The organism is Actinomycetospora rhizophila, assembly GCF_042657905.1.
GTDB classification, from domain to species: domain Bacteria; phylum Actinomycetota; class Actinomycetes; order Mycobacteriales; family Pseudonocardiaceae; genus Actinomycetospora; species Actinomycetospora rhizophila.
In genome coordinates this window covers 66202-84586 of the sequence record NZ_JBHSKG010000005.1, presented here as the reverse complement: position 1 = coordinate 84586, position 18385 = coordinate 66202, and the positions used below count along the sequence as shown (strand labels likewise).

19 protein-coding genes are annotated in these 18385 nt (G+C 74.1%); 12 read left to right on the top strand and 7 right to left on the bottom strand.

Going from position 1 to position 18385, the window contains the following annotated elements; genetic code table 11:
* Positions 1 to 12 precede the first annotated feature (12 nt).
* From ACFPK1_RS11765 to ACFPK1_RS11755, 3 genes are all read left to right on the top strand, one after another.
* Complete coding sequence (locus ACFPK1_RS11765) at positions 13 to 753, top strand: GAF and ANTAR domain-containing protein (protein WP_378021109.1); 741 nt, start codon at positions 13 to 15, stop codon at positions 751 to 753.
* Positions 754 to 859: 106 nt separating this feature from the next.
* Positions 860 to 1723 carry an MBL fold metallo-hydrolase gene (locus tag ACFPK1_RS11760; protein WP_378021108.1) on the top strand — a complete coding sequence of 288 codons (864 nt, stop codon included), beginning with the start codon at positions 860 to 862 and terminating at the stop codon, positions 1721 to 1723.
* Between the two features lie 90 nt (positions 1724 to 1813).
* Complete coding sequence (locus tag ACFPK1_RS11755) at positions 1814 to 1966, top strand: CsbD family protein (protein WP_378021107.1); 153 nt, start codon at positions 1814 to 1816, stop codon at positions 1964 to 1966.
* 13 nt (positions 1967 to 1979) lie between these two features.
* Here ACFPK1_RS11755 and ACFPK1_RS11750 read toward each other — a convergent pair whose 3' ends face one another.
* Complete coding sequence (locus ACFPK1_RS11750; protein WP_378021106.1) at positions 1980 to 2252, bottom strand: hypothetical protein; 273 nt, start codon at positions 2250 to 2252, stop codon at positions 1980 to 1982.
* 132 nt (positions 2253 to 2384) lie between these two features.
* Between ACFPK1_RS11750 and ACFPK1_RS11745 the strand changes: the two genes are divergently transcribed.
* The 5 genes from ACFPK1_RS11745 (at position 2385) to ACFPK1_RS11725 (ending at position 7124) form a co-directional block, all read left to right on the top strand.
* Complete coding sequence (locus ACFPK1_RS11745; RefSeq protein WP_378021105.1) at positions 2385 to 3557, top strand: uroporphyrinogen decarboxylase/cobalamine-independent methonine synthase family protein; 1173 nt, start codon at positions 2385 to 2387, stop codon at positions 3555 to 3557.
* Positions 3558 to 3603: 46 nt separating this feature from the next.
* Positions 3604 to 4011, top strand: a complete 408-nt coding sequence (locus ACFPK1_RS11740) for a GNAT family N-acetyltransferase (RefSeq protein WP_378021339.1) — start codon at positions 3604 to 3606, stop codon at positions 4009 to 4011.
* Positions 4012 to 4093: 82 nt separating this feature from the next.
* On the top strand, positions 4094 to 4759 hold the full coding sequence (locus tag ACFPK1_RS11735) for a hypothetical protein (protein WP_378021104.1): 666 nt from the start codon (positions 4094 to 4096) through the stop codon (positions 4757 to 4759).
* 60 nt (positions 4760 to 4819) lie between these two features.
* On the top strand, positions 4820 to 6052 hold the full coding sequence (locus ACFPK1_RS11730) for an MFS transporter (protein WP_378021103.1): 1233 nt from the start codon (positions 4820 to 4822) through the stop codon (positions 6050 to 6052).
* Between the two features lie 103 nt (positions 6053 to 6155).
* Positions 6156 to 7124, top strand: a complete 969-nt coding sequence (locus ACFPK1_RS11725) for a zinc-binding dehydrogenase (protein ID WP_378021102.1) — start codon at positions 6156 to 6158, stop codon at positions 7122 to 7124.
* Here ACFPK1_RS11725 and ACFPK1_RS11720 read toward each other — a convergent pair.
* Positions 7114 to 8397 (bottom strand): alpha-amylase family glycosyl hydrolase, encoded by a 1284-nt coding sequence (locus ACFPK1_RS11720; RefSeq protein WP_378021101.1) that lies wholly within the window; start codon positions 8395 to 8397, stop codon positions 7114 to 7116. The two genes, ACFPK1_RS11725 and ACFPK1_RS11720, sit on opposite strands and share 11 nt — an antisense overlap.
* Before the next feature lie 11 nt (positions 8398 to 8408).
* Here ACFPK1_RS11720 and ACFPK1_RS11715 point away from each other — a divergent pair, with 11 nt between their 5' ends.
* Positions 8409 to 9386 (top strand): alpha/beta hydrolase, encoded by a 978-nt coding sequence (locus ACFPK1_RS11715; RefSeq protein WP_378021100.1) that lies wholly within the window; start codon positions 8409 to 8411, stop codon positions 9384 to 9386.
* Positions 9387 to 9580: 194 nt separating this feature from the next.
* Here ACFPK1_RS11715 and ACFPK1_RS11710 read toward each other — a convergent pair whose 3' ends face one another.
* Positions 9581 to 10507, bottom strand: a complete 927-nt coding sequence (locus ACFPK1_RS11710) for a LysR family transcriptional regulator (protein ID WP_378021099.1) — start codon at positions 10505 to 10507, stop codon at positions 9581 to 9583.
* A 78-nt stretch (positions 10508 to 10585) separates the two neighbouring features.
* Between ACFPK1_RS11710 and ACFPK1_RS11705 the strand changes: the two genes are divergently transcribed.
* Positions 10586 to 12943 (top strand): arylsulfatase, encoded by a 2358-nt coding sequence (locus ACFPK1_RS11705; RefSeq protein ID WP_378021338.1) that lies wholly within the window; start codon positions 10586 to 10588, stop codon positions 12941 to 12943.
* Here ACFPK1_RS11705 and ACFPK1_RS11700 read toward each other — a convergent pair.
* From ACFPK1_RS11700 to ACFPK1_RS11685, 4 genes are read right to left on the bottom strand one after another with little or no spacing between them, the layout of a single operon-like run.
* Positions 12879 to 13790, bottom strand: coding sequence for a formylglycine-generating enzyme family protein (locus tag ACFPK1_RS11700; protein WP_378021098.1), 912 nt, complete (start codon positions 13788 to 13790; stop codon positions 12879 to 12881). The two genes, ACFPK1_RS11705 and ACFPK1_RS11700, sit on opposite strands and share 65 nt — an antisense overlap.
* Entirely contained in the window at positions 13787 to 14554 is a 768-nt protein-coding gene (locus tag ACFPK1_RS11695) for an SGNH/GDSL hydrolase family protein (protein ID WP_378021097.1), read from the bottom strand. The genes ACFPK1_RS11700 and ACFPK1_RS11695 overlap by 4 nt, the downstream gene beginning before the upstream one ends.
* Before the next feature lie 10 nt (positions 14555 to 14564).
* A complete protein-coding gene (locus ACFPK1_RS11690; protein ID WP_378021096.1) occupies positions 14565 to 15377 on the bottom strand; it encodes a sulfite exporter TauE/SafE family protein in 813 nt (270 codons plus the stop codon).
* 16 nt (positions 15378 to 15393) lie between these two features.
* On the bottom strand, positions 15394 to 16392 hold the full coding sequence (locus tag ACFPK1_RS11685; protein WP_378021095.1) for a carbon-nitrogen hydrolase family protein: 999 nt from the start codon (positions 16390 to 16392) through the stop codon (positions 15394 to 15396).
* A gap of 140 nt (positions 16393 to 16532) precedes the next feature.
* On the opposite strand from ACFPK1_RS11685, the gene ACFPK1_RS11680 reads away from it, so the two are divergent.
* Both ACFPK1_RS11680 and ACFPK1_RS11675 read left to right on the top strand, forming a co-directional pair.
* Positions 16533 to 17600: a methylenetetrahydrofolate reductase C-terminal domain-containing protein gene (locus ACFPK1_RS11680; RefSeq protein WP_378021094.1), complete on the top strand. Its 1068-nt coding sequence runs from the start codon at positions 16533 to 16535 to the stop codon at positions 17598 to 17600.
* Complete coding sequence (locus ACFPK1_RS11675; protein WP_378021093.1) at positions 17597 to 18373, top strand: class I SAM-dependent methyltransferase; 777 nt, start codon at positions 17597 to 17599, stop codon at positions 18371 to 18373. Before ACFPK1_RS11680 ends, ACFPK1_RS11675 begins: the two co-directional genes overlap by 4 nt.
* The last annotated feature ends 12 nt before the right edge of the window (positions 18374 to 18385 follow it).

Genomic DNA, 18385 nt, shown 5'->3' with positions numbered 1-18385 from the left:
GTCGGAGGTGGCATGACCAGCAACGACCATCTCGCCGTGGCCCTGCGCACGGCCGCCAGGGACCTGCTGTCGCAACGCAGCATCAACGACCTCCAGCAGACCCTCGCGCAGATCGTGCGCGCCGCCGTCGACACCGTCCCGGGCGCCGAGGCCGGCGGCATCTCGATGACCGAGGGCGGCGAGGTCCTGTCACGGAACCCGACGACCGAGAGCATCACCAAGCTGGACACGCTGCAGGGCGAGCTGCGTGAGGGCCCGTGCATCACCGCCATCGAGGACCCGCCGCGCACCGGGGTGGTGCTGGCCGACGACCTCGACGGCGCCGACGCCGACCGCTGGCCCCAGTTCGCCGCCGCCGCGGTCGAGGCGGGCTACCGCTCGGTGCTCTCGACCGACATCCACACGTCCGCGCGCACCCGCGCGGCGCTGAACCTCTACGCCCCCGAGCCCTCCGTGTTCGACGCGGAGGCCCAGCTCGTCGCGGCGCTGTTCGGCAACCAGGCCGCGCTGCTGCTCTACGGCAGCGAGCAGGCGGTGAACCTCAACCACGCCCTCGACTCGCGCGACGGGATCGGGCAGGCCAAGGGCATCCTCATGGAGCGCTTCGACGTCAGCGACGACGAGGCGTTCCAGATGCTCGTCCGCTCCTCGCAGGACACGAACATCAAGCTCGTGGACGTGGCCCGGTGGCTGCAGAACGAGCTGCGCGCCCGCCGCGCCCGGCGCACCGAGCCGCCGGCCCCGACCACCTGAGCACGGCGGTGTCCCGCTGCACCGGACACCGCTCTGGACCCCCACCCCACCGGCGCGCTGCCATCGATACGGGACGGGGGCGTCCGGTGCACCGGTGGAGGCCGTCATGGACTACTCGATCCGCCCGCTGTGCTTCTCCCACGTCGACCTGCCGCGCGAGTTCTTCGGCGGGGTCCCCCTCCACAGCGGGGAGGGCGTCTCGGCGTCCCCGATGATCTACGTGCTCGTCAGCGGGCGGGACGACGACGGCACCACCCACCACTACCTCGTCGACGCCGGGTTCCACGCCGAGAAGTGGATCCACCGGTTCGGGTTCTACGACTGGGAGCCCCCGGAGACGGTGCTGGACAAGGTCGGGGTGCGCCCGGCGCAGATCGAGAAGATCTTCCTGACCCACATGCACTTCGACCACGCCAACAACGTCGGCGCGTTCCCGAACGCCGAGGTCTTCGTGCAGTGGGACGAGTACCAGGGCTGGCTCAAGGCGCTGGCGCTGCCCGACCTCTACACGCCGCTCGGCGAGGCCAGCTGGATCACCTCGTCGTTCGACCGCGACGACGCCCGCGTCTTCGGCGAGCTCGCCCGGGACCACCGCCTGCTGTTCGTCGGCGACGGCGACGAACTCGCCCCCGGCATCCGCGGGCACCTCTCCAAGGACGGCCACACCTTCGGCACCCACTGGATCGCGATCGAGACCTCCGGCGGGCGCTACGTCGTCGCCGGGGACGCGGTCATGTGGTACTCGAACGTCGAGGAGATGTGGCCCAGCGGCTACACCAACGGCAACACGTACTCGATGCTCATGACCTACGGCGACATCCACCGCCACCTCGGCGGCGACCTCGACCGGATCGTCCCGGGCCACGACACGCTGCTGTTCGACCGGCACCCCAGCTGGAAGGTCGGGCCGAACGAGGTCGCCGAGGTGCACGTGGCGGCGTGGGACACCTCCCGGCGCCCGGCGTCCTGAGCACGTCCGGACGGAGTCATTCCGCCGCGCAACCGGCCCCTTTACCGATCGCGCGCGACTGGTCGTGCACGACCGGGGCATTTGGATCACATGAGTGTCGACAAGACCGCCAAGAACCGCACGCAGCAGGTGAAGGGGAAGGCCAAGGAGGTCACCGGTCAGGCCACGGGCAACAAGAAGCTCGAGTACAGCGGCAAGAAGGACATGGCCACCGGCGAGGTCAAGCAGCGCACCGGGAAGTGATCACGGCGACGCGTCACGCCCGCCGGCGGCGATAGACGTTGCCGCCGGCGTGGCTCGCGATGTCGGCGAACAGCGCCAGCGCGAGCCACAGGAAGTCGACCCCGACGATCCCGCCGGGCACCACCAGCACGTACATCAACGTCGTCCACGGCAGGATCAGGAAGCCGAGGATCGGCAGCAGCAGCGTCCCGCCGAACGCGACGCTCCACGTCAGCGGGGCGAGCAACCACCAGACGACGATCACGGCGCGGGGCCCGAGGATCAGCAGCAGGATGAACAGGCACACGCATCGGTTCTAGCGAGCGGGCGGCGTCGGGGCCCCACCCGCGGAGGATGACCTCGCCCGTTGACGTGATCTGGGTCACCTCCTAGCGTCGACGGCGGCTCCCCGGTCTCGACGACGAACCGGAGCACGGCCATGACCACCTACGACCCGCGCACCGCCACCGGCATCCCCACCGAACCGGTCGGGTCGATGCCGCGGCCCGAGAAGCTCCAGCAGGCCTACGCCGCGTACGACGAGGGCAGGATCGACAAGGCGGCGCTCGAGGCCGAGCAGGAAGCCGCGGTCGACGACGTCCTCGCCCGCTACGAGGCGACGGACGCCCCGATCATCTCCGACGGCGAGCAGCGGTGGTCGTCGTTCGCGACCTACCCGATCACCGACACCCTCGCCGGCACCGGCCTCGCGCCGTCGCTCGGACCCGGCGGCCAGTTCTTCGCGATCTTCGCCGACGGCCACGGCCGCCAGCTGCCGAAGCTCGTGAGGGGCCCGTTCGAGTACGTCAACTACGCCGCCAACTCGCTGCGGAAGTCGATCGGCAAGGCGACCCGGCCGATGAAGCAGGCCGTCATCGCACCGTCCATGCTCGCCCTGCTCTACCCGCTGCGCGATCCGGTGGAGGGCTACAGCCGCGAGGACTTCGAGGCGAAGCTGATCGACGAGTGCGAGAAGGACATCCGCCTCGCGTTCGACGCCGGCGCCGCGCGCGTGTCGATCGACTTCACCGAGGGCCGCCTGGCCACCCGCGAGGACCCGCGCAACCCCTGGACCGGCGCCGGGCTGCTCCCCCACTTCATCGAGCTGATCAACGGGGTGATGGCCCGGTTCACGGCCGAGGAGCGCGCGTCGATCGGGATCCACACCTGCCCCGGCGGTGACCGCGACTCGGTGCACTCCGCCGACGTGCCGTACAACAACCTGCTGCCCGAGATGTTCAAGATCAACGCCGGCTACTTCCTCATCCAGCTCGCCAGCGAGCGGGACAAGGACCCGGTCTACGAGTCCATCGGCCGGCACCTGCGCACCGACGCGGACGGCGTCACGCAGATGGCCTACCTCGGCGTGATCAACCCGGGCAACCCGCGCGTCGAGAGCGCCGCGGAGGTCGCCGACCGGCTGGTGCGCGCCGCCGACTTCATCGACCGGCAGCAGATCGGCTCGACCGACGACTGCGGCTTCTCGCCCTTCTCGATCGACGAGAAGCCCAACCACGGCTCGCCGGACTTCGCCCGCGAGGTCGCGTTCCAGAAGATCACGAACCGCGTCGCGGGGACCCGGATGGCGGCGGAACGACTGGGGGTGTCCTGACCCTCTTCTTCCGGGCCGAACGCGCCGACGCCTCGCCCGGCCGGAGCTGCTCGCCGACCTCAACGCGCTGCTCGACGCCCAGTACCCCGGGCGCTCGGCACGTCCCGGGTCGGTGACGACGCCCGACGAACTGGCGCCGCCGCGAGGCCGGTTCCTCGTGGGGTACGACGACGGGGAGCCGGTCGCGATCGGCGGGGTGCGCGCCCTCGACGACGGGGTGTGCGAGATCAAGCGGATGTACGTCGCCCCGGCGGCGCGGTCCCGGGGCGTGGGCCGGGCCCTGCTCGCCGCGCTGGAGGACGCCGCCCGCGAGCTGGGCCACGCCCGCGTCCGGCTCGACGCCGGCGCCGCGCAGCGCCACAGCCGGGCGCTGTTCGCCGACACCGGCTACCGGCCCATCCCGCCGTACAACGGCAACCACATCGCCGTGTACTTCGGCGAGAAGGAGCTGTGATCCCGTCGCGCACGACCGTTCGGCCTGCCGGATCGCCCCGGCCCCCGTACCGTGGCGTGGGTCACGGGCGGGGGTGGTCGGTGTGGAGTCGACGTCGAGCGCACCGGTCCGTCCCGACCGCCTGTTCGACCTGGTCACCGGCTTCCCGCCGGACGACGCCATCGACCTCGTGGTGCCGGTGCCGCTGACGCTGTCGCTCTACATGACGATGCTCGAGTCGACCGGCCACGCCGCGCCCGTCGCGGCGCTCCGCAAGATCCACGACCACGAGGCGTCGACCACCGCCCGCGCCGTGCAGGAGACGGTCGGTGTCGTCGACGGGCCCGACGGCCCCGAGCCGGCCCGGCTGGCCCTCGCGCACGTCGTGGAGGACCGCGTCCCGCGCGTCAACGGGGTGCGCCCGCACCTGCACGTCTACGTCGGCGGCACCGCCGTCGCCCTGTCCGACGGGCGCCGCGCCCCGATCGACATCGACCTCCTGGCGGCCCGCGCGGACTCGCACCTCTTCCCCGACCACCGCGACCGGCTGGCCGCGGCGTCGACCGCACACCTCGGACTGGTGTGGGGCGAGGCGGCCACGGGGTCGCTGGAGCTCCTGGAGCCCGCGTGGCTCGTGGAGCGCGCGGCCCAGCTGCTGCGCGACGACGAGCCGTTCTGCCCCGGCCCGTTCGCGCGGCGCCGGGTCGTGGCCGGCGAGCACCACCTGCGCCGCGTCGGGGAGGAGCTGCGGGCCGAGCTCGGGACCTGAGGGCACTTCACCCGCACGGGATGATGTACGCGTGGGCCCCGAGCTGCCAGGGTCCACCCCGTGTCCGCCGTCGATGACCTCGCCGAGCTCGTCGAGCGCGCCGGCGCCGCCGAGCGCGAGGCGCTCGCCTCGAAGTGGAAGGACCGCGCGGACGTCGAGGCCCTCCGGCGGCACGTCCGGCGCGTCCTCGACGAGCAGCGGGCCGCGGAGCGCCGCGAGCCCCTCGGGTCCGGGAGCGACGAGCGGCGGCTGCGGGTGCGCTCGGCGCTGATCGAGGAGACCCCCGACGAGACCCCCGCCACGGACTCGCCGGCCGGCCACGCCGACGCCGCCCGCGCCGAGGCGGACGCGGCGGCCGCCGTCACCGTCGCCCGGCTGGCCCTCGTCGAGGCCCACCTGGCCGTGCTCGACGCCCGCCTCGCGCGCCTCGACGCCGGCGAGACCGAGCCCGGGGCGGCGTCGGTCGACGGCCACACCGTGCTCGCCGGGCGCACCGCGGTCGGGCGGCACGGGCCGGCGCTCGCCCACGGGCTGCGCGGCGAGATCGGCTACATGCTCACGCGCCGGCCGCGCACGCTGCTGAAGAGCCTCGCGGTCAGCCTCGCGCTCGGGCTGCTCTACCTCGGCGTGATCCGCCTGTTCCAGTGGGACACCAAGGCGCAGTACCTGCCCTACCTCGGGCTGTGGGCCGTCTCGGTCGTCATGGGCGGCGCGGTGTGCCTCAACGCGATGAGCTTCGACGGCATGCGCGTGCGGGCGGCCCTCGAGAGCGGGGCCCGGTTCTGGCACCTGCTGATCACCAAGAACCTGGCGCTGATCTGCCTGGTCGCGCCGATCGGGTTCCTCATCAGCGCGCTGCTCTCGTGGCGCGCCGGCAGCTGGGAGGCGTTCCTCCGGGCGTGCGCGCTGATGATCTCGTTCATCGTGCTCTGGCTCGGCGTCGGCAACATCGCCTCGGTGATCGTTCCGATCCGTGACGAACCGATCTGGCACCGGCGCAAGGACGGCACGCTCAAGCAGTTCGCGGTGGTCTTCGCGGTGTCCTACGTGCTCGGCTACGTCGTGAACCTCATGCTGATCGTGCGCGTGTTCGCCGCGCAGCAGTGGGCGGAACGCTCCGGGGTCACCGTCCTGCCCGCGATCTTCGTCGTCCTCAGCAGCATCACGATGTGGGTGCTGCTCACGATCGTCGCGGTGGCGCTGTCGCAGCAGCCGAAGGTCCGGCGGGGGCTGATGAAGGAGCTGGCCGACTCCCCGGAGCCCGTCGCCCCGCCCCTTCAGAAGACGACGTAGCAGAACTCCGTGCCGGAGCGCTCCACGACCGGCCGGCCCCCGGGCTCGCACTCCCATGGGCGGGTGGCTGTCGTCCGGCCGATCTTCCTGGCACGGTGCCACCGTGCGCCGCGTGCTGTGCCGCGAGTTCGGCCCCACCGATCAGCTCGAGGTCGTCGACGAGCCCGACCCCGTCCCCGGACCGGGCCGGGTCGTCGTGGCCGTCGAGGCCGCCGGCGCGAGCTTCGTCGACGCCCTCATCGTGCGCGGGGGCTACCAGCTGCGCCCCGAGCTGCCCTTCACCCCGGGGACCGCGGTGGCCGGGCGGGTCGCCGCCGCCGGCGAGGGGGTCGACGGGCGCGTGCGGGGATGCCGCGTGGCCGCGCTGATGATGGGCTTCGGCGCGTACGCGTCCCACGTCGTGGTGCCCGCCGAGGAGATCGCGCCGCTGTCCGAGGACGTCGACGCCGCGGTCGCCGCGACCGCGCTCGAGAGCTACAGCACCCTGCTGTTCGCGACCACCCACCGCGTGCCGATCACGGCGGGCGAGCGCGTCGTCGTGCTCGGGGCGGGCGGCGGGATCGGGCTGGCGGCGGTCGACGTCGCCCGCGGTCTCGGCGCGCGGGTCCTCGCGGTGGCCTCCAGCGACGACAAGCGCCGCGCGGCCCGCGCGGCCGGCGCGCAGGACGCCATCGGCTACGAGCAGCTCCGGGACACGATCCGCGCGCACACCGACGGCGGCGCGGACATCGTCATCGACCCGGTCGGGGGCGACGCCGCCGAGCAGGCCCTGCGCGCCCTGCGGCCCTACGGGCGCCACGCGGTGCTCGGCTTCACCGCCGGGGAGATCCCCCGCCTGCCCGCCAACCGGGTGCTGATCGGCAACCGCACCGTGGTCGGCGTCGACTGGGGCGACTGGGCGCGCACCTCGCCGGCCGCGGCGACCGCGCTGGTGGGGGACCTGCTCGCCCGGGTCGACCGGGGCGAGCTGCACCCGCCGGAGCCCGCCCGCCGCCCGCTCGACGAGGCAGGCGCGGTGCTCGGGCTGTTCGCCGAGCGCGCGGTCACGGGGAAGATCGCGCTCATCCCCTGAGGATCCGCCAGCCGTGCGGCGGGAGCAGGAGGGGCTCGTCGGTGCCCGTGGACTCCGCGAGCGTCTCGCCGTGCGGCAGGTCGGGGAACCGCTGCGGGGCGTCGTCGGTGGAGAGCAGGACGAGGATCGCCTCGTCCGGCCCGGTGCTGCGCAGCGCGAGGGTCGTGTTGGCGAGGTGCTCGACGCCCGTGCGGGCGTGGGTGAGCCACGGGTGGCGGCGTCGCAGCCCGACGAGGCGCTGGTGCAGCTCGCGCACGGGGGCGCCGAACGGGGCGAGGCCGGTGGGGTCGTCCGGGAACGGGGGCCGCACCGCGTCGTCGCCGAACTCGTGCTCCTCCTTGACGCCGGTGAACGCCTGCTCGTCGCCGGCGTAGATCGTCGGGACGCCGCCGACCCCCAGCAGCACCGCGAGCGCGTGCCCGAGGTGGTCGGGGTGCTCGAGGCGGCTGGCGATGCGCGTGACGTCGTGGTTGCCGAGGAAGGTGAGCGGGGCGAAGGTGTCGAGCATCGCCGAGTGCCGCTCGACGGCGTGGGCGAGCTCGTAGAAGTTGCGGTCGTTGAGCGCGCTCCAGATCGCCTTCCACAGCTCGTACTGGGTCACCGAGTCGAGGCCGGCGTCGGTGACGAACGCGGCGTAGTCGCCGTGGATGACCTCGCCGACGAACCACGCGTCGGGGTGCTCGGCCCGCACGCCCGGCAGGACGGCGCGCCAGAACGCGTACGGCACCTGGTAGGCCGCGTCCAGCCGCCACCCGTCGGCGCCGCGGGCCAGCCAGTGCCGCATCACGGCACCGACGTGCTCCTGGACGGCCGGCTCGTCGTGGTCGAGCGCGACGAGGAGGTCGTGGCCCTCGAAGGACACTGGCCCGTCGTCGCCCCAGCGGAACCAGCGGCGTGCCTCCGGGTCGCCCTGCTCGGCGCGTCGGAAGACCGGGAAGTCGCGGCCCACGTGGTTGAACACGCCGTCGAGCAGCACACGGATGCCCCGGCTCCGGCAGGCGGCGACGAGGGCGTCGAAGTCCTGGTCGTCACCGAGGCGCGGGTCGATGCGGAAGGGGTCGGTGGTGTCGTAGCCGTGGCTGCCCGAGGCGAACACCGGACCCAGCGCGAGCCCGGAGCAGCCGAGCTCGAGCAGGTAGTCGAGCCAGTGCTCCAGCTGCCCGAGCCGGTGGCGCGCGGGCTCACCGGGTGGCAGGGCCTCGCGCTCGGCGCCGACGAAGCCCAGGGGGTAGACCTGCCAGAAGATCGCGTGGTCCGCCCACGTCGCACTCATGAGGGAGCAGCATGCAGGTTCGTCGCGACATGATCGACCCGGAGCTGCGCCGGCGTGGCGCGCTGATGGGCCGCCTGCTCGCCGCCCGCTCCGAGGAGCAGCTGCGCCGCGGGATGTCGATCCCCGGGGCCGTGGACACCTGGCTGCGCCGTCGCGTCCCCCGGGGTCTGACGCGCAGCGAGGAGCACGTCACCCGGCCGGACGGGTCGACGCTGCGCCTGCTCGTCTACCGGTCGTCCCGTCGCAGCGGACCCGATGCTCCCGGCCTGCTGTGGATCCACGGTGGCGGCTACGCGACCGGCGCGGCCGAGTACGAGGCGGCCGGCCTGCGCCCGTTGATCAGCGGCAGCGGGGCGGTCGTCGTCACCCCGGACTACCGACTCAGCACCGAGGCGCCCTACCCCGCCGCGCTCGACGACTGCTACACCGCGCTGCTCTGGCTCCGCGACCACGCCGCGCGCCTGGGCGTGCGCAGCGACCAGCTCGCCGTGGGCGGCGCGAGCGCGGGCGGCGGGCTCACCGCGGCCACGACGCTGGCGGCCCGCGACCGTGGCGAGGTCAAGGTCGCCTTCCAGATGCCGATCTACCCGATGATCGACGACCGCGGCGACAACGACTCCACCCGCGACAACGACGCCCCCATCTGGGACGCCGTCACCAACCGCTCGGCCTGGCGGCTCTACCTCGGCGACCTCTTCGGCACCGACGACGTCCCCGCCTACGCCGCCCCGGCCCGCGCGACCGACCTCGCCGGCCTGCCGCCCACCATGACCTACGTCGGCGACATCGAGGCGTTCCGCGACGAGACCGTCCGGTACGTGGAGGAGCTGCGGGCCGCCGGCGTGCCGGTGGAGTTCCGCGAGTTCCCGGGCGCCTACCACGGGTTCGACGCCATCGTCCCGAAGGCGGCGGTCAGCGTCGCGGCGCGGGCCTTCCGTGACCAGTGGTTCGGGTACGCGGTTCGGACGTACTTCGCGCCGCAGCCCTGAGCGCCGTCTCGGAGATCACGAGCACGTGGTCCACGCGGCCGCGGCGCGCGGGGTGCTTGACGTGCTCATGATCTCCGCAGGCCCCCGTCACCTCGACTCCCCCGGCGTGTCGCCGCATCGAGGTGGTGGCGATCCTGACGTTCAACGTCAGCGTGGCCGCCACGCTGACAACACCCCGGGCCTCGCGCGCGAGCTCAGGCCGCGTCGTCGACCGGGCCCAGGCCCTGGGCCGTCGCGGCGCGGGTCAAGGCGTCGATCACGGCGCGGACGGTGGGGCGGTCGTCGGCGTGCGGGAGGTGGGCGACGACGATCGTGCGGCGCAGCGGCTGCTCGAACGGCACGATCCGCACGCCGTCGGGCGGGGCAAAGACGCGGCCGAGGTCGCTGGCGAGCGTGACCCCCAGGCCCGCGGCGACCATGGACAGGGCGGTGGCGAGGCCGTCGACGTGGTGGCGGACCAGCGGGTCGAAGCCGGCCCGGCGGCAGGCGGTGCGCACCGCGCGGCCGTAGTAGGTGCGCGGCCCCGAGATGATCCAGTTCTCGTGGGCGAGCTCGCCGAGGTCGACGCCGGGCCGGTAGGAGCTGTCGGCCGGGGCGGCGAGGTGGATGCGGTCGAGGCCGAGCGGCACGACCGCGAGGTCGCCGGCCCAGGGCTCGGGGGCGTCGGGGTAGTCGAGCAGGAGCGCGAGGTCGAGCTGGCCGTGGCGCAGGTCGGTGACCGCGTCGTCGGTGTCGATCTCGACGCTGTCGAGGGTGATGCCCGGGTGGTGGGCGTCGAGGTCGGCGATGACGGCCGGGAGGAGCGAGGCGGCCGCCGCCGCGAACACCCCGAGCTCGAGGCGCGCCGTGAGGGTGTGACGTGCCTCCTCGACCGCGGCGCACGCCCGCTGCTCGGCGGCGAGCAGGATGTCGGCGTGCTCGGTGAGCACACGGCCCACCGGTGTGAGCCGGACGCCGCGCCCGCGCCGCTCGAGCACCGGCCCGCCGACCTCGGCGCTGAGGGCCTCGAGCTGCTGCGACACCGCCGACGGCGAGTAGTGCAGGGACGCCGCGGCCGCGTTGACCCCGCCGCGCCGGGCGACCTCGCGCAGGGTCCGGAGGCGGCGCAGCGACAGCTCCATGCGCCCCAGCTGAACACCTCCGTGCACGAACGTCCAGTGGACACGAATGATCGGAGGACGGAAGGTGGTGTCGTGAGCATGCCGAACGACCGTCGCGTCCTGCCCGAGCCCCCCGTCCGGCAGCACGTGGTGACCGCACTCGGCGTCGACGAGCAGCAGGACGCGTTCGAGCCGGTGCGCCCGACCGCCGCCCCGGCCGGTGCCCCGAACGTCGTGCTCGTGGTGCTCGACGACCTCGGGTTCGGCAGCTCCAGCGCCTTCGGCGGCCCCTGCCGGATGCCGACCGCCGACCGCCTCGCCGCCGACGGCCTGCGCTACACGCGCTTCCACGTCACCGCGCTGTGCTCCCCGACGCGCCAGTCGCTGATGACCGGGCGCAACCACCACTCGGTCGGCATGGGCGCCACCACGGAGATGGCGACCTCGGCGCCCGGCTACACCGGCTTCCGCCCGCGCAGCGCGGCGACGCTGGCCCGCACGCTGCAGGGCAACGGGTACAGCACCGCCGCGTTCGGCAAGTGGCACCAGACCCCGCCGGTCGAGATCAGCCCCGTCGGCCCGTTCGACCGCTGGCCCACCGGCGAGGGGTTCGACCACTTCTACGGCTTCATGGCCTGCGAGATGAACCACTGGTACCCGCTGCTCTACCAGGGCACGACGCCCGTCGAGCCGACCCGGCGGCCCGAGGACGGCTACCACCTCTCCGAGGACCTGGTGGACCGCGCCGTCGACTGGGTGCACACCCAGCGCACCATGACCCCCGACCGGCCGTTCTTCACCTACCTCGCCTTCGGGGCCTCGCACGCCCCGCTGCACGTGACGCCGGAGTGGCGGGAGCGCTACCGCGGCGAGTTCGACGACGGCTGGGACCGGCTGCGCGAGAAGACGCTGGCCCGGCAGAAGGCGCTGGGGGTGGTGCCCGGCTTCACCGAGCTCTCGCCGTGGCCCGACGGCGTGCCGCACTGGGACGACCTCGACGACGACCGGCGCCGCCTCGGCGCCCGGTTCATGGAGACGTTCGCCGGGTTCACCGAGCACGCCGACGCCCAGCTCGGGCGGTTCGTCGCCGAGCTCGAGGAGCTCGGCGAGCTGGACAACACGCTGTTCCTCTACCTGCTCGGCGACAACGGCGCGTCGGGCGAGGGCGGGATCGAGGGCACGCACGTCGAGCACCGCCTCGGGCACGGCCTCGTCGACGACCCGGCCGACATGATCGGCCACCTCGAGGAGATCGGCGGGCCGGCGAGCTACCCCATCGCCCCGGTCGGCTGGGCGCTGGCCATGAACACGCCCTACCAGTGGACCAAGCAGGTCGCCTCGCACCTCGGCGGCACCCGCGACGGGCTCGTCGTGCACTGGCCGCGCGGCATCGCCGACGGCGGCGGGCTGCGCCACCAGTTCCACCACGTCATCGACGTCCTGCCCACGATCCTCGACTGCGCCGGCATCGCGGCCCCCACCAGCGTCGACGGCGTCGCGCAGCAGCCGATCGAGGGCACCAGCATGCGCTACACGTTCGCCGACCCCCAGGCCCCCGACCGCCGGCGCACCCAGTACTTCGAGATGTGCGGCAACCGCGGCATCTACCACGAGGGCTGGACGGCGGTGACCCGGCACGGGACCCCGTGGGAGATGGTGCCGACGCGGCGGGGCGCCTTCCGCGAGGACGTCTGGGAGCTCTACGACACCACCGTCGACCCCAGCCAGGCCCGCGACGTCGCCGCCGAGCACCCGGAGATGCTCGAGCGGCTGCGCGACCTCTTCCTCGTCGAGGCCGCGACGTACCAGGTGCTCCCCCTCGACGACCGGGTCACCGAGCGGGAGAACCCGCAGCTCGCGGGCCGGCTCGACCTCGTCGGCGACCGCACCTCGGTGACCTACCGCGGGGCGACGCGCCGGCTCATCGAGGAGACGACCCCGAACGTCAAGAACCGCTCGCACGCCGTGGTCGCGGACATCGAGGCCCCCGGCTCCGGCGGCCAGGGCGTGCTCGTCGCCCAGGGCGGGCGGTTCGGGGGCTGGGCGCTCTACGTGCTCGGCGGGCGTGCCTGCTACGTCTACAACTACTTCGGGATGCGCCGGTACACGGTCCGCGCCGAGCACCCGCTGGGCCCCGGTCGCCACGAGGTGCGGATGGACTTCGCCTACGCGTACGACGAGGCCGGCGGGGGCGTCGGCCGGGGCGGCGTCGCGACGCTGCGGGTCGACGGGCGCGAGGTCGGGGCGGTGCGGATCGACGCGACGATCCCGTACTACTTCTCCTTCGACGAGACCTTCGACGTCGGCGTCGACCTCGGCACCGCGGTCTGCGACGACTACCCGGCGGGCGACAACGCGTTCACCGGGCGGGTCCACACCGTGCGCGTCGACCTCACGGCGGCGACCCCGGAGCACGACGAGGAGGGCCTGCGGCGCCGGGTGCTGGCGTGTCACTGACACCCGCGCACCGGAACCCCAGGTTCCCCGAGCTCGACTCCGGGGTGTTCGCGGTGCGCGCCGCGACCCGGTAGCGGTTGCAGTACGAGTCGTGGCACAGGTAGGAGCCGCCGCGCATGACGCGCGCGGCGCCCTCCGCCGGGCCGACCGGGTCCCGCTCGGGCGACCGCGCGTACCAGTCGGCGGCGTACCGGTCGGCGCACCACTCCCAGACGTTGCCGACGGTCTGCCACAGCCCGTAGCCGTTGGGCCGGTAGCTCTTCACCGGCGCCGTGGTGAGGTAGCCGTCCTCGCGGGTGTTGTCGGTCGGGAAGCGGCCCTGCCAGATGTTCAGGGGCCACCGGCCACCGATCTCGTCGCCCCACGGGAAGCGTGCGCCCTCGAGCCCGCCCCGCGCGGCGTACTCCCACTCGGCCTCGGTCGGGAGCCGCTTGCCGGCCCAGTCGCAGTACGCGACGGCGTCCTGCCACGACACGTGCACGACGGGGTGGTTGGCCCGGTCGCCGATCGACGACCCGGGTCCCTCGGGCCGCCGCCAGCACGCGTGGCGGACCGCGAGCCACCAGGGTGCGCCGTCGACGCTGGTCAGGACGTCGGAGCGGTCGCCGGTGAAGGCCAGGTGGAAGACGGCCGACGAGCCCCAGCGCTCGGCGTCGGTGACGAAGCCGGTGTCCTTGACGAAGCGCGCGAACGCGGCGTTGGTGACGGTGGTGGCGTCCATCGCGAACGCCGAGACGGCGACCCGGTGCACCGGGCGCTCGCCGTCGCCGGGGTCGCCGTCGCCGAGGTGGTCGCCCATGGCGAAGGTGCCGCCGGGGATCAGCACCTGACCCCGCCCCGGCGTCATCGTGTGGGCGTCCGCGCGGGCGCGGGGACGACCGTCCAGGCGGGGTGCTTGCCGTCGCGGCCGTCGCCCGACGAGTGACCGCGCAGCCGCCGGCCCACCCACGGGATCACGTGCTCGCGGTAGTAGCGCAGCTCGGCGCGGGGGGTGCGCGCCGGGTCACCGGCCTCCGCGAGCTCCGGCGCCGGCCCCTCCCCCAGCGCGGCGAGGATCAGCCCGGCGGCGCGGCGGTGCCCGGCCGGGCCGAGGTGCAGCCGGTCGGGCGACCAGTACCCGGGGCGGCGGATCTCCGCGTCGTGGAAGACGTCGACGAAGTCGGTGCCGTACCGGGTGGCGAGCTCGGCGATGCCCGCGGTGAGCACCTCGCCGCGGCGGCGCACCACGCCGCCCAGCGGGAGCCGCGCGGACGGGTCGGCCCCCGAGATCAGCACGATCCGCACGCCGGCGTCGACGCAGCGCCGCACGGCCCGCTCGGTGAGCGCGACCAGGTCGGCGGCCTCGATGTGACGGCGCAGCATGTCGTTGCCGCCGCCGTTGAGGGTCAGCAGCGTCGGGAGCGGGTCGAGGGAGAGCGCGGCGTCGAGCTGCTCGGTGACGATCGGGGCGAGCAGGCGCCCGCGCACGGCCAGGTTGGCGTAGCCGATCGGCTCGCCGCGGTTCCGGGCCAGGCCGGCCGCGACGAGGTCGGCCCAGCCGCGGGTGGACCCGTCGGGGAGCTCGTCGCCCACGCCCTCGGTGAAGCTGTCGCCGATCGCCGCGTAGTGCACGGGATCGTTTCTACGTGTCCGGCCGTCGGCGGGCCAACGCGACGATCTCCCGCACCGCCATCAGCAGCGCGAAGGTGCCGAAGACCAGGCCGAGCACCTCGGTGTCCAGGGCGAGCCCGAGCAGGGCGCCGACGACGACGCCCGGCACCGAGGCCAGCCCGAGCAGCCAGCCCCAGCGCGCGGACGCGGTGCCCTGGCGGACGTGCACCCAGGAGCCGACCACCGAGTTGGGGATGAACATCAGCAGCGACGTCCCGGCCGCGACGTGCAGCTCCACCCCGAACAGCAGCACCATCGCGGGCACGGCGAGCAGCCCGCCGCCGAGCCCCATCGCCCCCGACCACGCCCCGATCACCACGCCGACGAGCACGGCCGTGGGCAGGAAGAACCACGGGTCGGCGAGCAGGCCGGGCGACACCACGGCCCGGGTGAACAGCGGCGGGCCGAAGGCGTCGATGCCGAACTTGAGCGCGGTGAGCACCAGGATCGCGATGAGGAGCACCCGCAGCACGGTCTCGCGGGTGCGGGCGAGCACCCACGGCCCGAGGAACCCGCCGAGCGTCCCGCCGATCATCATCGGGATGCCGACCCTGAGGTCGATCGCCCCGCCCCCGACGGCGTAGGCGGCGACCCCGGCCACGCAGAGGCCGATCTGGGCGATGGTGGAGGTGCCGTGCACCCGTGCCCGGCTCATCGCCGTGAACCGGTCCAGCGCCGGGACGTACAGCACCCCGGCACCCCCGCCGATCAGGCCGCCGACGACACCGCCGACCGCGCCGATGGTCGCGATCCCCGCCGTCGAGCCCCGCTCCCGTGACGCCACGGGGAGGGAGGTTGCCCTACCCCGCGCCGTGCAGCTGGTCGGCGTCGACGAACCCCGGCATCTCCGGCTCCCGCTCGACGACCACCGGCGTCGGCGCGCGGTTGATCAGCAGGCGCAGGACGTCCGGGCGCGAGTAGTGCCCCACCGGGTCGGCGGCCGACTTCGCGATCGCGATCATCGAGAAGTCCAGGTCGGCGACCACCATGCCCTCCTCGGTCTCGGCGAGGTCCTCCCCCAGCGGGCTGCCCTCCGGGCCGAAGATGCGGGCGAACCCGCCGCCCTGCAGCAGCAGCTGGCGCTTGAGGTCGGTGTCGCAGAACGTGTCGTGCCCCGCCTGCCCGACCACCGCGCAGGGCGCGACGACGAAGGTCTGACCCTCGACGGCGTAGACGAGGCTGGCGGCGTTGTTGACCTCCGGCCCCAGCGCCCGCGCGGCGCCGCGGTACACCGAGAAGCTGGGCCAGGCGCCGACGTGGATCTGCTCGCCGAGCGAGTACATCGCGTACTTCGTCAGCGGCTGGAAGTGCTCCCAGCAGTTCAGGGCGCCGACGCGGCCCAGGGCGGTGTCGTGCACCTGGATGTCGCTGCCGTCGCCCTCGCCGAACACCGAGCGCTCGACGTGGGTCGGCTTGAGCTTGCGGCGCACGCTGATCACCGCCCCGGCGTCCGAGATCAGCGCCTGCGACATGTAGAGGCTGCCGCCGGCGCGCTCGCTGAACCCGAACACGACGTGGATGCGGTGCTCGGCGGCCGCCGCCGCGATCCGGCGCATCTCGTGGGAGTCGCGAGTCATCGAGTTCTCGGCGTACCGGGGCACGAACGCCATGCCCGCCGCCGGCGAGTCGAGCCAGATCCACCACGGGTAGCCGGGGATGAACGTCTCCGGGAAGGTGACGAGCTGGGCGCCCCGCGCCGCCGCGTCGGCGATGTAGCCGATCATGTGCTCGACGCCGGCGTCGAGGTCCAGCCACCGCGGTTCGGCCTGCACCGCCGCCGCGCGCACCACCTGGGCCATGGGGTCCTCCCTGTCCTGTCCTGTGCGAGCAGCGTGGCCGAGGAACGGCGGGCGCGACTGACGCCGCGTGCCACACCGACTCGCGCCGCGTGCCGGATAACGCTGTTTGACGCGGGGTGTGGATCGGGCATCGCGGCCCGGTGAACGACGACGGCTCCACCACCGCGGCCGCCGCCCCTGTCCCCGTCGCGGGCTGCCCCAAGCGCATGGTCTTCGGACCGTGCGGCGGGGTCCGTCCCGACGGCGGGTGCGAGCTCGACACGACGATCCCCTGCCCGTGGGCCGCCGGCCACGACCCGGCGCGGGTGCTCCCCTGGCCCGGTCCGGCCGTCGGGGTCCGCGCGGCGACGGCGCCCGACGGCCTGCTCACCCGCTCCCGCGAGGCGCCGGTGGTGCTCACCGACCTCAGCGTGCCGTCGTTCGACCTCGCGGCGCTGCGCACCGCCGCGCAGATCGTCGGCCCGGTGTCGGACGCCGTGCTCTCGGGCGACATCCACCACCAGCCCACCTTCCCGCCGACGCTCGTCGCGGCCGAGCTGCGCTCGGTCGGCGCGCACCCGTGGATGACCCTGACCTGCCGCGACCGCAACCGCGTGGTGCTCGAGCAGGAGCTCGCCGGGCTGGCCGCCCTCGGCGTCGAGGGCGTCCTGTGCGTCACCGGCGACATCCGGGGTCCCGACGTGCGTCCCGGCGTCACGCAGGTCTTCGACCTCGATGCGACCCGGCTGACCCACCTCGCCGCGACCTCCGGGCTCGCGGCGACGATCGCGATCACCCCGTCGGCGCCGCCGCGGGAGGGGCGCACGCGGGTGCTCGTCGAGAAGCAGCGCGCGGGCGCCTCGCTGGCGGTGTCCAACCACGTCGCCGCGCCCGGCGAGCTCGACGACTTCCTGCGCGACGCCCGCCGCCACGGGGCCGACCTGCCCGTCCTCGGCGCGGTGGCGGTGTTCACCGACGAGCCCGCCGCCGAGTCGCTGCTCGCGTTCCCGGGACTGGCGATGGACCCCGTGCGGGTCGCCGCCGTCCTCGACTCCCCCGACCCGGTCGCGGCCGGCATCGACGCCGCCGTCGAGGAGGCCGAGGCGCTGCTCGCGGTGCCCGGCGTCGTCGGGGTCAACCTGTCCGGGCGGGCCTCCTCGGCCGGTCACGTCGAGGCCGCCGAGGTGCAGGCCGAGATCGCCCGGCGCATCCGGAAGGTGACACGGTGAGCGAAGCCGACACCACGCCCATGGAGGCCGAGTTCGACACGGTCGCCGCGTGGACCGAAGAGGCGATCGGTGAGCTGGGGCAGGCGCACGCGATCCCCGCGGCGTGCCGCGGCAGCGGGTCGCCGCCGGAGCTGGCCTGGCTCGCCGAGGGTCTCGGGCTGCAGGGCGACGACCCGTTCCTCGACGCCGGTGCCGGCCTCGGCGGGCCCGCGGCCTGGCTGACCGGCTACCTCCACGACCGCTGGCGCGGCCCCGTGCTGCTCGCCGAGCCGATGACCCACGCCGCCGCGGCGGCCCGGCGGATCTTCGATCTGCCGAGCGTGGCCGCCTGGTCGCAGGACCTGCCCCTGCCCGACGACTCCGTCGCGGCCGCCTGGCTGCTCGGGGTGCTGTGCACGACCTCGGACAAGCGCGACGTGCTCGCCGAGCTGCACCGCGTCCTGCGGCCCGGCGGGCGGCTCGGCCTGCTGGTGCTGGTGGCCGAGCGCGAGCTCAGCGAGAGCCCGGAGGGCAACGACTTCCCGACCCGCTCCTCGCTGCGCGCCGACCTGGAGGCCACCGGCTTCCGGATCGACGACCAGGTCGACGGCGCAGCGCTGCCCGGGGCACCCGAGGACTGGACCGCGCGCGCGGACGCCGTCGACGCGGTGGTGCGCCGCGACCACGGCGACCACCCGCAGTGGCAGCTCGCCCACGACCAGGAGGAGGTCCTGGGCCGGGTGATGGAGCGCGGCGACGTCGTCACGGTGCTCCTGCACGCCACCGCGCAGTAGGGGCTTTCTGCA